Origin of the sequence: Curtobacterium sp. MCSS17_006, assembly GCF_003234215.1 — a bacterium.
Lineage (GTDB): Bacteria > Actinomycetota > Actinomycetes > Actinomycetales > Microbacteriaceae > Curtobacterium > Curtobacterium flaccumfaciens.
In genome coordinates this window covers 1-15,237 of the sequence record NZ_QKSO01000015.1, presented here as the reverse complement: position 1 = coordinate 15,237, position 15,237 = coordinate 1, and the positions used below count along the sequence as shown (strand labels likewise).

Annotated in this window: 13 protein-coding genes; all 13 read left to right on the top strand. The window is 69.6% G+C overall.

What is annotated here, in order from left to right; translation table 11 throughout:
* The first annotated feature begins 106 nt into the window (after nucleotides 1-106).
* The 13 genes from otsA to DEJ21_RS13930 all read left to right on the top strand — a co-directional run bounded on the left by otsA (nucleotide 107) and on the right by DEJ21_RS13930 (nucleotide 14,765).
* Entirely contained in the window at nucleotides 107-1,699 is a 1,593-nt protein-coding gene (otsA, locus tag DEJ21_RS13995) for an alpha,alpha-trehalose-phosphate synthase (UDP-forming) (RefSeq protein ID WP_111224992.1), read from the top strand.
* Entirely contained in the window at nucleotides 1,692-2,474 is a 783-nt protein-coding gene (otsB, locus tag DEJ21_RS13990; RefSeq protein ID WP_111224991.1) for a trehalose-phosphatase, read from the top strand. The genes otsA and otsB overlap by 8 nt, the downstream gene beginning before the upstream one ends.
* Nucleotides 2,475-2,544: 70 nt before the next feature.
* Entirely contained in the window at nucleotides 2,545-4,239 is a 1,695-nt protein-coding gene (gene ilvD / locus DEJ21_RS13985) for a dihydroxy-acid dehydratase (protein ID WP_111224990.1), read from the top strand.
* A gap of 45 nt (nucleotides 4,240-4,284) precedes the next feature.
* Entirely contained in the window at nucleotides 4,285-6,108 is a 1,824-nt protein-coding gene (locus DEJ21_RS13980; RefSeq protein WP_111024378.1) for an acetolactate synthase large subunit, read from the top strand.
* Nucleotides 6,105-6,605 carry an acetolactate synthase small subunit gene (ilvN, locus tag DEJ21_RS13975; protein WP_017888842.1) on the top strand — a complete coding sequence of 167 codons (501 nt, stop codon included), beginning with the start codon at nucleotides 6,105-6,107 and terminating at the stop codon, nucleotides 6,603-6,605. The genes DEJ21_RS13980 and ilvN overlap by 4 nt, the downstream gene beginning before the upstream one ends.
* Nucleotides 6,606-6,676: 71 nt before the next feature.
* Nucleotides 6,677-7,702, top strand: a complete 1,026-nt coding sequence (gene ilvC / locus DEJ21_RS13970) for a ketol-acid reductoisomerase (RefSeq protein WP_027466530.1) — start codon at nucleotides 6,677-6,679, stop codon at nucleotides 7,700-7,702.
* 209 nt (nucleotides 7,703-7,911) lie between these two features.
* Nucleotides 7,912-9,102 carry a mannitol-1-phosphate 5-dehydrogenase gene (locus DEJ21_RS13960; protein WP_071405813.1) on the top strand — a complete coding sequence of 397 codons (1,191 nt, stop codon included), beginning with the start codon at nucleotides 7,912-7,914 and terminating at the stop codon, nucleotides 9,100-9,102.
* Nucleotides 9,103-9,161: 59 nt separating this feature from the next.
* Nucleotides 9,162-9,626, top strand: a complete 465-nt coding sequence (locus DEJ21_RS13955) for a hypothetical protein (RefSeq protein WP_111047588.1) — start codon at nucleotides 9,162-9,164, stop codon at nucleotides 9,624-9,626.
* Nucleotides 9,623-10,006: a hypothetical protein gene (locus tag DEJ21_RS13950; protein ID WP_146247795.1), complete on the top strand. Its 384-nt coding sequence runs from the start codon at nucleotides 9,623-9,625 to the stop codon at nucleotides 10,004-10,006. The genes DEJ21_RS13955 and DEJ21_RS13950 overlap by 4 nt, the downstream gene beginning before the upstream one ends.
* A 156-nt stretch (nucleotides 10,007-10,162) precedes the next feature.
* Nucleotides 10,163-11,752 (top strand): phosphoglycerate dehydrogenase, encoded by a 1,590-nt coding sequence (serA, locus tag DEJ21_RS13945; protein ID WP_111224988.1) that lies wholly within the window; start codon nucleotides 10,163-10,165, stop codon nucleotides 11,750-11,752.
* 13 nt (nucleotides 11,753-11,765) lie between these two features.
* Complete coding sequence (locus tag DEJ21_RS13940) at nucleotides 11,766-12,839, top strand: 3-isopropylmalate dehydrogenase (protein WP_110862911.1); 1,074 nt, start codon at nucleotides 11,766-11,768, stop codon at nucleotides 12,837-12,839.
* Nucleotides 12,840-12,854: 15 nt separating this feature from the next.
* Nucleotides 12,855-13,964: a branched-chain amino acid aminotransferase gene (locus DEJ21_RS13935; protein ID WP_111224987.1), complete on the top strand. Its 1,110-nt coding sequence runs from the start codon at nucleotides 12,855-12,857 to the stop codon at nucleotides 13,962-13,964.
* 30 nt (nucleotides 13,965-13,994) lie between these two features.
* The gene (locus DEJ21_RS13930) at nucleotides 13,995-14,765 is read left to right on the top strand and encodes a fumarylacetoacetate hydrolase family protein (protein ID WP_027466538.1); all 771 of its coding nucleotides are present in this window, start codon (nucleotides 13,995-13,997) and stop codon (nucleotides 14,763-14,765) included.
* Nucleotides 14,766-15,237 lie beyond the last annotated feature (472 nt).

The following is a 15,237-nucleotide window of genomic DNA, read 5'->3' as shown; positions in this document are numbered from 1 at the left end:
CCGGCGCACCACGCCGGCCGTCGCACCCGACGCACCGACGCAAGACGCACCCGACGCACCCGACGCACCCGGCCCCGGCCGGGCGGAACGGAGATCACACCACCCCATGCCTGCAGACCGCACCGAACAGACCCGCTACTCGTTCGTCGTCGCCTCCAACCGACTCCCGGTGGACCGCGTCGTCGACCAGGACGGCAACGAGGGCTGGCGGCACTCGCCGGGTGGCCTCGTCACCGCCCTCGAACCCGTGATGCGCGCGAACGACGGAGCCTGGGTCGGCTGGGTGGGGCAGGCCGAGGTCGAGGTCGCACCGTTCGACAACGAGGGCATCCACATCGTCCCCGTCCCGCTCTCCGACGACGACGTCGAGGAGTACTACGAGGGCTTCAGCAACGACACGCTCTGGCCGCTGTACCACGACGTCATCGAGCACCCGAGCTACCACCGCGACTGGTGGAACGCGTACAAGCGGGTCAACGAGCGCTTCGCCGAGCAGATCGCCGAGATCGTCGAGCAGGACGGCATCGTCTGGGTGCAGGACTACCAGCTGCAGCTCGTGCCGGCCCTGCTCCGCGCCAAGCGCCCCGACCTGACGATCGGCTTCTTCAACCACATCCCGTTCCCGCCGGTCGGCATCTACGCGCAGCTGCCGTGGCGTGCGCAGATCCTCGACGGGCTGCTCGGCGCCGACGTCATCGGCTTCCAGCGTCACGACGACGCCAGCGACTTCCTCCGAGCGGTCCGGCACATCAAGGGCTACACGACCAAGGGCACCACGATCGACGTCCCGGTGGACGACCCGGCAGCCCCGCGCAGCCGCAAGGGCATCACGGTCCGCCACGTCGAGGCCAGGCACTTCCCGATCTCCATCGACGCCGAGAGCTTCGAGGCGATCGCCCGCAAGCCCGAGGTGCAGGAGCGTGCGCGCGAGATCCGCGAGAGCCTCGGCAACCCGAAGACGGTGCTGCTCGGCGTCGACCGGCTCGACTACACCAAGGGCATCCGCCACCGCATCAAGGCCTTCGGCGAGCTGGTGGAGGACGGCCGCATCGCGGTCGAGGACGCCACCCTGATCCAGGTCGCGAGCCCGAGCCGGGAGCGTGTCGACTCGTACGCGGCGCTCCGCGACGAGATCGAGCTGAGCGTCGGCCGCATCAACGGCGACCTCGGCGTCATCGGCCACCAGCCGATCTCGTACCTGCACCACGGCTACCCGCGCGAGGAGATGGTGGCGCTCTACCTGGCCGCCGACATCATGCTCGTCACCGCACTGCGCGACGGCATGAACCTCGTCGCGAAGGAGTACGTCGCCGCCCGCTTCGACAACGACGGGGTGCTCATCCTGTCCGAGTTCGCCGGCGCCGCCGACGAGCTCAAGCAGGCCGTGATCGTCAACCCGCACGACATCGGTGCGCTGAAGGACTCGATCGAGCGCGCCATCCAGATGCCGCGTCGCGAGCGGTCGACGCGCATGCGCGCGCTCCGCAAGCGCGTCCGCGACAACGACGTGGCGCGCTGGTCGCGCTCGTTCCTCGAGGCGCTCGACCGGCACGCGCCGCGGAACGCCCAGATCGACCCGTCCGCCGCCGACCCGCGCGAGCAGCACCGCGAGGCGCAGACCGACAACATGTCGATCTTCGACCAGGACGCCCAGTCCGCCAGGGCTGCCGAGGACACCCGGGAGGCACGTGATGACTGAGACCGCCACCGACCAGTCCGCCATCGACGCGGCCCTCGAGACGCTCGCGGCTGCGCCGCGACTGATCGTCGCCCTCGACTTCGACGGCACGCTGGCCCCCTTCGCCGACGACCCCTCGCAGGTCGGCGCGCTGCCCGGGTCGTGGGCCGCTGTCCTGACCCTGCACCGTGCGAAGGACACCGAGGTGGTGCTCGTGTCCGGGCGTCCCCTCGTCAGCCTGGCCGCGGTGACCCACGCACCCGAGGACATGGCGCTCGTCGGCTCGCACGGCGTCGAGTGGCGCGTGGACGGCCACGACGAGGCCGCGCTGTCCGATGACGAGGTCGAGCGTGTGGCACGGATCGGTGCGGCGCTCGACGCGGTCGGCGAACGGTTCCCGGGCGTCGTCATCGAGCACAAGCCCGCCGGGCACGGGGTGCACACGCGCCGCGTCTCCGCCGAGGTCGCGGCCGAGGCGAACGCGGCGGCGAGCCGCGCGGCACACGAGGCCGACCCCGAGGTGCTCGAGCGCGGTGGCAAGGACATCGTCGAGTTCGCGGTGCGTCACGTCACGAAGGGCGACGCGATCGCCCGGCTCCGCGAGCTGCACGGTGCCGACGCGGTGTTCTTCGCCGGCGACGACGTCACCGACGAGGACGCCTTCCGCGTGCTCGGCGACGGCGACGTCGGGGTGAAGGTCGGGCCGGGGGAGACCCGGGCCGGGTACCGCATCGCCGACCCGGCGGCACTGACCGGGGTCCTGAAGCAGCTGGCGAGGCTGCGCGCCACCCGCTGATCACGGCCCCCGAGCATGAGAAAGCACGGGGGTGCACGGCTGGTATCCCAAAGCGTCCTAGACTCATCCCATGCCTGATATCGACGTCAAGCCGCGCAGCCGGGTCGTCACCGACGGGATCGAAGCAACCACCTCGCGTGGCATGCTGCGGGCCGTCGGTATGGGAGACGAGGACTGGAGCAAGCCGCAGATCGGCATCGCGTCCTCGTGGAACGAGATCACGCCGTGCAACCTGTCGCTCGACCGCCTCGCGCAGGGTGCGAAGGAGGGCGTGCACTCCGGTGGCGGCTACCCGCTGCAGTTCGGCACCATCTCCGTCTCGGACGGCATCTCGATGGGCCACGAGGGCATGCACTTCTCCCTCGTCTCGCGTGAGGTCATCGCGGACAGCGTCGAGACCGTCGTCAACGCCGAGCGCCTCGACGGCACCGTCCTGCTCGCCGGCTGCGACAAGTCGCTCCCCGGCATGCTGATGGCCGCCGCGCGACTCGACCTGGCGAGCGTGTTCCTGTACGCGGGTTCGGTCATGCCGGGCTACGTGAAGCAGGCCGACGGCACGATGAAGGAAGTCACCATCATCGACTCCTTCGAGGGCGTCGGTGCCTGCAAGGCCGGCACCATGAGCGAGGAAGAGCTCAAGAAGATCGAGTGCGCCATCGTCCCGGGCGAGGGCGCCTGCGGTGGCATGTACACGGCGAACACGATGGCGAGTGTGGCCGAGGCCCTCGGCATGTCGCTGCCGGGCTCCGCCGCTCCGCCGAGCGCCGACCGTCGCCGCGACTACTACGCGCACCGCTCCGGCGAGGCCGTGGTGAACATGCTCGAGCACGGCATCACCACCCGCCAGATCCTCACGAAGGAAGCCTTCGAGAACGCGATCGCCGTCGCGATGGCCCTCGGCGGGTCGACGAACGTCATCCTGCACCTGCTCGCGATCGCCTACGAGGCCGAGGTCGAGCTGTCGCTGGACGACTTCAACCGCATCGGTTCCAAGGTCCCGCACCTGGCCGACATGAAGCCCTTCGGCAAGTACGTCATGGTCGACGTCGACCGCAACGGCGGCATCCCCGTGATCATGAAGGCGCTGCTCGACGCGGGCCTGCTGCACGGCGACTGCATGACCGTGACCGGCAAGACCGTCGCCGAGAACCTGGCCGAGATCGACCCGCCGGCACTCGACGGCGAGGTCTTCCGCACGCTCGACAACCCGATCCACGAGACGGGTGGCCTGACCGTCCTGCAGGGCTCCTTCGCTCCCGAGGGTGCCGTGGTGAAGACCGCGGGCTTCGACGCCTCCGTCTTCGAGGGCCCCGCCCGCGTGTTCGACCGCGAACGTGCGGCGATGGACGCCCTGACCGAGGGCACGATCCAGAAGGGCGACGTCGTCGTCATCCGCTACGAGGGCCCCAAGGGCGGCCCGGGCATGCGCGAGATGCTCGCCATCACCGCGGCCATCAAGGGCGCGGGCCTCGGCAAGGATGTACTACTCTTGACCGACGGTCGATTCTCAGGCGGCACAACCGGCCTGTGCATCGGCCACATCGCACCGGAAGCAGTGGACGCAGGTCCAGTCGCTTTCGTTCGTGATGGCGACCGCATCCGTGTCGACATCGCGGCTCGCTCGCTCGACCTACTGGTCGACCCGGCCGAGCTGGAGGCCCGCCGTGACGGCTGGGCCCCGCTGCCCCCGCGCTACACCCGCGGAGTCCTCGCGAAGTACGCCAAGCTCGTGAAGTCCGCCGCCCAGGGCGCGGTCACGGGCTAGCGTCCGACACCCGCACCACCGCCACCACTCAGGCAAGGACCACTCATGCCCACGGAAGCAACTCCGTTGTCCGCGGCCGCCGGTGCACGCCGGTCGCCGGAGATCCTCACCGGCTCGGGAGCCGTCCTCCGGACGCTCGAGCACCTCGGGATCACCGACGTCTTCGGCCTGCCCGGCGGCGCGATCATCCCGTTCTACGACGAGCTGATGGCGTCGACCACGATCCGCCACATCCTCGTCCGTCACGAGCAGGGCGCCGGCCACGCCGCCGAGGGCTACGCCTCGTCGTCCGGCAAGGTCGGCGTCGCCATCGCGACGTCCGGCCCCGGTGCGACGAACCTCGTCACGGCCATCGCCGACGCCTACATGGACTCGGTGCCGTTCATCGCGATCACCGGCCAGGTGTTCTCGACGCTGATGGGCACCGACGCGTTCCAGGAAGCCGACATCGTCGGCATCACGATGCCCATCACGAAGCACTCGTTCCTGGTCACCGACCCGGCCGACGTGCCGGCGACCCTCGCCGCGGCGCATCTCATCGCGACGACCGGTCGGCCCGGCCCCGTGCTGGTGGACATCACGAAGGACGCCCAGCAGAAGTCGGCGCCCTACGTGTGGCCGCCCAAGATCGACCTGCCCGGCTACCGCCCGGTGACCAAGGCGCACGGCAAGCAGATCACCGCGGCGGCGCAGCTGCTGTCCGAGGCGAAGCGTCCGGTGCTCTACGTCGGCGGCGGCGTCATCCGCTCCCGCGCGACCGCCGAGCTCCTCCGCTTCGCCGAGGCGACCGGTGCGCCGGTCGTCACGACCCTGATGGCACGCGGCGCGTTCCCGGACTCGCACCCGCAGCACCTCGGCATGCCCGGCATGCACGGCACGGTGCCCGCGGTGCTCGGGCTGCAGGACAGCGACCTCATCGTCGCCCTCGGTGCCCGCTTCGACGACCGCGTGACGGGCAAGGCCGACGAGTTCGCGCCGGACGCCAAGGTCGTGCACGTGGACATCGACCCGGCCGAGATCTCGAAGATCCGCTTCGCCGACGTCCCGATCGTCGGTGACGCCCGCGAGGTCCTGGTCGACCTGCTCGACGCCTGGGGCGGCATCGCCGTCGAGGACCGCGCGTCGACCGACGAGTGGTGGGCGAAGCTCCACCAGCTCAAGACCGACTTCCCGCTCGGGTACGCCGAGCCGACCGACGGGCTCCTCGCGCCGCAGGGCATCATCAAGCGCATCGGTGAGCTCTCCGGTCCCGAGGCCGTCTACGCCTCCGGTGTCGGCCAGCACCAGATGTGGTCCGCGCAGTTCATCAAGTACGAGCGGCCCAACGCCTGGCTCAACTCCGGTGGCGCCGGAACGATGGGCTACTCCGTCCCCGCGGCGATGGGTGCGAAGGTCGCCCAGCCGGACCGTGTGGTCTGGGCGATCGACGGCGACGGCTGCTTCCAGATGACGAACCAGGAACTCGCGACCTGCGTCATCAACGACATCCCGATCAAGGTCGCGATCATCAACAACTCGTCGCTCGGCATGGTCCGGCAGTGGCAGACGCTGTTCTACGACGGCCGGCACTCCTTCACCGACCTCGAGACGGGGCACGCCTCGCGCCGTGTGCCGGACTTCGTGAAGCTGGCCGACGCCTACGGTGCCCTCGGCATCCGGGTCGAGAAGGCCGACGAGGTCGACGCCGCGATCGAGCTCGCCCTCGCGACCAACGACCGCCCGGTGGTGATCGACTTCGTCGTGAGCCGTGACTCGATGGTGTGGCCGATGGTCCCGCAGGGCGTCAGCAACTCGTCCATCGAGTACGCCCAGGCACTCGCGCCCACCTGGGACGACGAGGACGCCGACATGACGGGAGAAACCGCATGAGCCACGTCCTCTCCCTCCTCGTGGAGGACAAGCCCGGCCTGCTGACCCGTGTCGCCGGACTCTTCGCCCGGCGCGGGTTCAACATCGAGTCGCTCGCCGTCGGCAACACCGAGGTGGACGGCCTCAGCCGGATCACGGTCGTCGTCGACGTCGAGGACCTCCCGCTGGAACAGGTGACGAAGCAGCTCAACAAGCTGGTGAACGTCATCAAGATCGTCGAACTGGACTTCTCGCAGTCGGTCCAGCGCGAGCACATGCTCGTGAAGGTGCGCGTCGACAACCAGACGCGCTCGGCGGTGCTCGAAGCAGTGAACCTGTTCCGTGCCCAGGTCGTCGACGTGGCGACCGACTCCCTGATCGTCGAGGTGACCGGCGACCCCGGCAAGATCCAGGCGATCCTCCGCGTGCTCGAGCCCTACGGCGTCAAGGAGCTCGCCCGCGCGGGCCTCCTCGGCATGGGCCGCGGACCGAAGAGCATCACCGACCGGGTGCGCTGAGCGCCCGTCACACCCTTCCCGGGCGCCGATGGTGCCCGGCACCGACCACAGAACCAAGGAGACACACCCTCGTGACTGACATCGTGTACGACGCCGACGCCGACCTGACGCTCATCCAGGGCAAGAAGGTCGCCGTCATCGGCTACGGCTCGCAGGGCCACGCCCACGCCCTCAACCTCCGTGACTCGGGTGTTGAGGTGAAGATCGGCCTGCAGGAGGGCTCGAAGAGCCGGCAGAAGGCCGAAGAGGCGGGCTTCGAGGTCCACACCCCGGGCGACGCCACCGCCTGGGCCGACGTCGTCGTCATCCTCGCGCCGGACCAGGTCCAGCGCATCGTCTACGCCGAGGACATCCGCCCGAACCTCAAGCCGGGCGCGACGCTCGTCTTCGGCCACGGCTTCAACATCCGCTTCGGCTACATCGAGGCGCCCGAGGGCGTCGACGTGTCGCTCGTCGCGCCGAAGGGCCCGGGGCACACCGTCCGTCGCGAGTACGAAGCCGGCCGTGGCGTCCCCGTGATCGTCGCCGTCGAGGTCGACGCGTCCGGTTCCGCCTGGGACCTCGCGTGGTCGTACTCCAAGGCGATCGGTGGCCTCCGCTCCGGCGGCATCAAGACGACCTTCACCGAGGAGACCGAGACCGACCTGTTCGGCGAGCAGGCCGTCCTCTGCGGTGGCACCTCGCAGCTCATCCAGTACGGCTTCGAGACCCTGGTCGAGGCGGGCTACCAGCCGCAGATCGCCTACTTCGAGGTCCTGCACGAGCTCAAGCTCATCGTCGACCTCATCTGGGAGGGCGGCCTCACCAAGCAGCGCTGGTCGATCTCCGACACCGCTGAGTTCGGTGACTACGTCTCCGGCCCGCGCGTGATCTCGCCGGACGTCAAGGAGAACATGAAGGCGGTGCTCGCGGACATCCAGAACGGTGCCTTCGCGAAGCGCTTCATCGAGGACCAGGACGCCGGCGCACCGGAGTTCAAGGCGCTCCGTGCCAAGGGCGAGGGCCACCCGATCGAGGCCACCGGCCGTGAGCTCCGCGCGCTCTTCGCGTGGAAGCAGAACGACGGCGACTACGTGGACGGCTCGGCCGCGCGGTAGTCTTCCGAGAACCACTCGACGTCGAGGCGGCGGTGCGTCTGCACCGCCGCCTCGCGATGTGACCCGAACGTTATGCAGCAGCTCTTCTCCAGCCCCGACGCCGCGGACCGGCGTCCCTCCGCCGTGCGCGCGGACGATTCCCGACACCCGTCGGTCGTGCTGCGCACCCGCGGTCAGGACCGCCCCGACCAGCATGGGATGATCGTTCGATGGCGGTGACGAAGCGAGCGGTCCACATCGGCGCCGGCAAGATCGGGCGCGGGTTCGTGGGCCAGTTCCTCGTGGCGAGCGGCTACGAGCTCACCTTCGTCGACGTCGACGAACGCGTGGTCTCGGCCCTGAACGAAGCCGGCCGGTTCGTGGTGCACGAGGTCGGCGAGATGCCGGTCGAGCACCTCGTCTACGGGTTCCGCGCGCTCAGCAGCAAGACCGACCGCGAGCGTGTGGTGCAGGCCATCGCCGAGGCCGACGTCGTGACCACCGCCGTGGGCGCACGCACGCTGCCGCTCGTCGCGCCGCTCATCGCCGAAGGGCTCGCGGCACGCCCGCTCGAGCGCGGTGACGTCACGATCGTCGCCTGCGAGAACGCGTTCAACGCGACCGATTCCCTGCACGCCAGCATCCGCCGCGCCCCGATCCTCGAAGACCGCGACATCGCCGCCGTCTTCGCGAACTGCGCGATCGACCGCATCGTCCCGGACCAGTCCGGTGTGCTCGGTCAGTCCGGCGGCCTCGACGTCGTGCTCGAACCGTTCTACGAGTGGGTCATCGAGCGCACCCCGTTCCTGGGCTCCGACGCCGAACCGCCGACGATCGAAGGCGTCACCTGGGTCGACGACCTGCAGCCGTTCGTCGAGCGCAAGCTCTACACGGTCAACACGGCGCACGCCACCGCCGCCTACCACGGCTACGTGCGGGGCATCCGGCTCATCCGCGAAGCACTCGAGGACGACGCCGTCCGCGCCGAGGTCGACGGGGTGCTGGCCGAGACCACCGCACTGCTGATCGCGAAGCACGGCTTCGACCCCGAGGACCACGCGCGCTACGTCGCCGCGAACCTCTCCCGCATCGCGAACCCGCACCTGCCGGACTCCACCGCGCGCGTCGGCCGCAACCCGCTCCGCAAGCTCGGCCGTCGCGAACGCTTCGTCGGCCCGGCGTCGCAGCTGGCCGAGCGCGGCCTGCCCGTCGAGCACCTGCTCGGTGCCGTCCGCGTGGCGCTCGCGTTCGACGACGAGAACGACCCGGAGTCGATCGAGCTGCACGCACTCCTGCGTTCCGGGGCGACCGCGCACGCGCTGACCGAGATCCTCACGGGCCTGATGGAGAGCCACCCGCTCTTCCCGGCCGTCCGCGACGTCGTCGCCGAGGTCCTCGCGACGCAGCCGGCCGACGTCTGACGTCGGCCTCCCGGCCGTCGCTGGTCCTCCCGGTGTCGTGTCCCTCGTAGAATCGGGGCATGACCACGGCAGCATCCCCACCAGACGGGTCGATCGACCCGGACGTGCCGAACGCCGTCGACACCGACGACGCCGCCCTCAGCTGGGGTGACGCCGACGACGCCACCCACGTCGACGCGGCGCACAACCCGGTGGCGGTGCGCGAGCGCGGCGAGCGGGACCCCGAGGCGCCCGAGACCTCCGGCGCGCTCGTCGGGTTCGGCGTCTTCGGGGGCCTCTACCTCCTCTACACGGTGGCCTGGCTCCTCACCGCGTCGACCGCGTACGTCTCCGGCGTCGACACGGTCCTCACGCTCTTCGTCGAGGTGCTCCGCTTCCTCGCGATCCTCGCGCCGGCACTCTGGTTCACGGTGGTGCTGTGGGCGGCGCGCAGCAGCCGCACGCGGACACGCCTGCTCTGGATGCTCCTCGGTGCCGTCGTGCTCTTCCCCTGGCCGTTCCTCCTGACGCGGAGCTTCGGGTGACCGGGGCAGTGCCGGCGACGACCCGCCGGAGCAGCGCCCCCGTGGTCGCGAAGATCGTGGTCTGGGTCGTGTTCGCGGCGCTGTTCGCGTACATGACGGTGCAGGCCGTCGGCAACCTCACGCAGATCAACCAGCGGGTGGACGCCTTCAACGCGTTCCTCCAGACGACCTCGGGCGGCGACTCGCTGCAGACCAGCACCCCGTGGCTGTGGCTCGTGCTCGACATCCTCATCGCGCCGGTCGCGTTCGTCGCGGCGATCGTCATCACCCGGCGCGCGAGCCTGCCCGTCACGATCGCGGTGTTCGTGGTCGCGTTCGCGGGTGCCGGCGCCCTCTGGCTCGACCTCCAGCTGTTCGTCCCGACGCTGCTGGACTTCTGACGCGACCCGCCCACGGCCAGGAGGCTCGGTGCGGCCCCGCCCCGCGCCTCCTGCCCTCGTGTGGTTCTCCACAGGACCGCTCCCGCGGTCGTAACCACCGGCCCGCGTCGATAGCATGGTGGGATACCAACCGTCTCGAGTGAGGAAACAGCTGCTGTGTCGAAGCCGGTCGTCCTGATCGCCGAAGAACTCTCGCCCGCAACGGTCGACGCCCTCGGGCCCGACTTCGAGATCCGGAACGTGGACGGCACCGACCGTCCGGCGCTCCTGGCGGCGCTGTCCGACGCGCACGCCGTCCTCGTGCGGTCCGCCACCAAGATCGACGCCGAGGCGATCGCCGCTGCACCAGTCCTCAAGGTCGTCGCCCGTGCCGGCGTCGGCCTCGACAACGTCGACATCAAGGCCGCGACGACCGCCGGCGTGATGGTGGTGAACGCCCCGACCTCGAACATCATCTCGGCGGCGGAGCTCACGGTCGGGCACATCCTGTCGCTCGCACGCCACATCCCGGCCGCCCACGCCTCGCTGGCCGCCGGTGCGTGGAAGCGCTCGTCGTACACCGGTGTCGAGCTCTACGAGAAGACCGTCGGCATCATCGGCCTCGGCCGCATCGGCGCGCTCATCACCCAGCGGCTGCAGGCCTTCGGCGTGACGGTCATCGCGTACGACCCGTACGTCACCACCGCACGTGCGCAGCAGCTCGGGGTCGAGCTCGTCTCCCTCGAGCACCTGCTGCGTCGGGCGGACTTCACCACGATCCACATGCCGAGGACGCCGGAGACCCTCGGCATGATCTCGGACGCCCAGTTCGCCCTGATGAAGCCGACCGCGTTCGTCGTGAACGTGGCCCGCGGTGGCCTGATCGACGAGGACGCCCTGCACCGGGCCCTCACGTCGAACACCATCGCCGGCGCCGGCCTCGACGTCTTCGTCGCCGAGCCCCCGAAGGACTCGCCGCTCCTGGCACTCCCGAACGTCGTCGTGACGCCGCACCTCGGCGCCTCCACCGACGAAGCGCAGGAGAAAGCAGGCGTCTCGGTCGCCAAGTCGGTCCGTCTCGCCCTCGGCGGCGAGCTCGTGCCCGACGCGGTGAACGTCGCCGGCGGGGTCATCGACCCGTACGTGCGCCCCGGGATCCCGCTCGTCGAGAAGCTCGGCCAGGTCTTCACCGCCCTCGCGACCTCACCGGTCACGAGCATCGACGTCGAGGTGCACGGCGAGCTCGCCGAGTACGACGTCAGCGTGCTGAAGCTCGCGGCGCTCAAGGGCGTCTTCACCGACGTCGTCAGCGACCAGGTCTCCTACGTCAACGCTCCGCTCATCGCCGAGCAGCGCGGGGTCACCGTCCGCCTCATCACCGAGACCGACAGCCCCGAGTACCGCAACGTGCTGACGATCCGCGGTGCCCAGTCCGACGGCCCGGCCATCAGCGTCTCCGGCACGCTCACCGGCCCGAAGCAGGTCGAGAAGCTCGTCGAGATCAACGGGCACGACGTCGAGGTGCCGCTCGACCGGCACCACGTCGTGATGGAGTACACCGACCGACCCGGCATCGTCGCGGTCTACGGCAAGGAGTTCGGCCAGGCCGGCATCAACATCGCCGCGATGCAGATCTCGCGCGAAGCCGCTGGCGGCCAGGCACTGAGCGTCCTGACGGTCGACTCGCCCGTGCCGGCCGAGATCCTCGAGCACGTCCGCTCGGCGATCGACGCGTCCTCGCTCCGCGAGATCGACATCACGCTCTAGGGGAGTGGCGGACATGAGCAGCGCGCAGACGATCCGACTCGCGGTCATCCGTGGTGACGGCATCGGCCCCGAGGTCGTCGACGAGGCCCTGAAGGTCCTGCACGCGGTCCTGCCGGACGACCTCGTGGTGCAGGAGACCCCGTTCTCCCTCGGCGCCGCACGGTACCTGGAGACCGGCGACGTCCTGACCGACGACGACATGGCAGCGATCGCGCAGCACGACGCGATCCTGCTCGGAGCGGTCGGCGGCGACCCGCGTGACCCGAGGCTCGCCGGGGGAATCATCGAACGCGGGCTGCTCCTCAAGCTCCGCTTCGCGTTCGACCACTACGTGAACCTCCGGCCGACGACGGTGCACCCGGCCGTCCCGACGCCGCTCGCCGACCCCGGCGAGGTCGACTTCGTGGTCGTGCGCGAAGGGACCGAGGGGCCCTACGTCGGCAACGGCGGTGCCATCCGGACCGGTACCCCGCACGAGATCGCGACCGAGGTCTCGTTGAACACCGCCTTCGGTGTCGAGCGGGTCGTGCGGTACGCCTTCGCGCTGGCGGACCGACGTCCGCGTCGCCACCTGACCCTCGTGCACAAGAGCAACGTCCTGGTGCACGCCGGAGCCCTCTGGCAGCGCACCGTCGCGGCCGTCGGCGCCGAGTACCCGGACGTCACGGTCGACTACCAGCACGTGGACGCGGTCACCATCCACATGGTGCGCGACCCCGCACGGTTCGACGTCATCGTCACCGACAACCTGTTCGGCGACATCATCACCGACCTGGCCGGCGCGATCAGCGGCGGCATCGGTCTGGCGGCCTCGGGCAACATCAACCCGGACGGCACCTTCCCCAGCATGTTCGAGCCGGTCCACGGTTCCGCGCCGGACATCGCAGGTCAGCAGCTGGCCGACCCCACCGCAGCGATCCGTTCCGTCGCCCTGTTGCTCGACCACCTCGGTCGCGGTGACCTGGCGGCCGCGGTGACGGCTGCGGTGGAGTCCGACCTCGCCGACCGGGGCACCACGCCGCGTCGCACGGCCGAGATCGGCGACGCGATCGCCGCCGCGGCCACGGCACGCACCACCACCGCCTGAGAAGGAGTCCTCCCCATGAGCACCGACACCGCCTTCGGACTCGAGTTCGCCAGCACCCCGTCCGCCGACCGCCGCGCGGCTGCCGAGCGTGAGCAGATCCTCGCCGACCCGGGCTTCGGCAAGCACTTCACCGACCACATGGCGACGGTCGAGTGGACGGTCGACGACGGCTGGCACAGCGCGTCGATCCACCCGTACGGGCCGCTGTCCCTCGACCCGAGCGCGAGCGTCCTGCACTACGCCCAGGAGATCTTCGAGGGGCTCAAGGCGTACCGGCACGCGGACGGCTCGGTGTGGTCGTTCCGACCGGACGCCAACGCGCGACGCTTCCAGCGGTCCGCCCGACGCCTGGCACTCCCGGAGCTCCCGGTCGAGGCGTTCGTCGAGTCGATCCGGCAGCTCGTGCAGACCGACGTCGACTGGGTGCCCTCGGCGCCCGAGACCAGCCTGTACCTGCGGCCGTTCATGATCGCGACGGAGTCGTTCCTCGGGGTGCGCGCTGCACAGGCCGTCGCGTACCACTGCATCGCGAGTCCGGCCGGTGCGTACTTCACCTCGGGCCCGAAGCCGGTGTCGATCTGGCTGTCGACGCAGTACGCCCGTGCAGGCAAGGGCGGGACCGGTGCGGCGAAGACCGGCGGCAACTACGCCTCGTCGCTGCTGCCCCAGCAAGAGGCCTACGAGCACGGCTGCCAGCAGGTGATGTTCCTCGACTCGGTGGAGGGCAAGTACCTCGAAGAGCTCGGCGGCATGAACGTCGTCCTGGTCAAGTCCGACGGCACCCTCGTCACGCCCGACTCCGAGTCCATCCTCGAGGGGATCACGCGTGACTCGATCCTGCAGTTGGCCGAGGACCGCGGCCTGACCGTCGAGAAGCGCCGCGTGACCCTCGACGAGTGGCGCGACGGCGTCGCCGACGGGTCGATCACCGAGGCCTTCGCGTGCGGGACCGCCGCTGTCGTGACCCCGATCGCCGAACTCCGGGGCGACGGCTTCACGATCGGTTCGCCGACCGTGGGTGCCGGGGAACTCACGATGTCCCTGCGCGATGAACTCACCGACATCCAGTACGGCCGTCGTCCCGACCCGCACGGGTGGATGACCAAGCTGACCGACGCGTCCTGATCGACCGGCGGGCGTGGGTAGGGTCGAACGGTGAAGATCGCACGGTTCAGCAGCAAGGGTGAAGACCCCCGGTACGGCATCCTCGACGAGCGCGCTCTGGTGGTGCTCGCGGGAGACCCGATGTACCAGGGGTTCGAGACCACGGGGGAGCGCGTGGCACTCGCCGACGCCAAGCTCCTCGCCCCCGTCATCCCGCGGTCGAAGGTCATCGGCGTCGGGCTCAACTACTCGGAGCACGCCTCCGAGATGGACGAGCGTGCCGGCGACGACCCGGTGGTGTTCCTCAAGCCGAACACCTCGGTGATCGGTCCGGACGAACCCATCCGCCTCCCCGCCGACATCGGACGCGTCGACCACGAGGGCGAGCTCGCCATCGTGATCGGCTCGCTCGCGAAGAACGTCCGGCGTGAGGACTTCGCGAGCGTGATCCTCGGCTACACGATCGCCAACGACGTGACCGCTCGAGACCTGCAGGCGCGCGACGGTCAGTGGACCCGGGCGAAGGGCTTCGACACGTTCTGTCCGCTCGGCCCGGTGATCGAGACCGAGATCGACCCGTCGGACATCCGCATCGAGACCCGCGTCGACGGTGACCTCCGGCAGGCGGCCTCGACGAACGAGATGGTGCACGACATCCCGTCGCTCGTCGAGTTCGTGTCCTCCATCTGGACCCTCCTGCCCGGTGACGTCATCCTGACCGGTACTCCGGCGGGTGTCGGACAGATCCGCGACGGGGAGATCGTCGAGGTCACCATCTCCGGCATCGGTTCGCTCAAGAACCCGGTCATCGCGCGGCACTGACAGCGCTCCCGAACGGCCCGTTCCCCCAGGTGGGGAGCGGGCCGTTCGTCATTGCCGGGGGAGTACCCAACCGCGGCGCAGAGGGCGACACGCCCGGGATGTGGCCCGGCTTGGCGCTGCCGTTCACCTCTGCGTAAAGTAATCACTCGTTGCCGCTGAGGCGGAGAACGGAACGGCCGAGACGATCACCGGGTTGAACACCTGGAGATGCAGTCCGGACGGGGTCCCGCTCAGGCAACCAACTCCTCGGAAACACGACCTCTGGTTGTGCGCCCAGGATGTTGTACAAGACGAATGCCTCTCTGGCGGAACCTGTGATGGGTCGAGCGGGGAGTGCGTCTGGTCCTTGAGAACTCAACAGCGTGCACATTGTCAATGCCAATTTATTGATTGACCTCGTGCCTGGTCGGCTTGCTGACCGGGTCATGAAGCAATTCCTTTTGGATTGAAGATTGTCAGTAGACAGTCAACA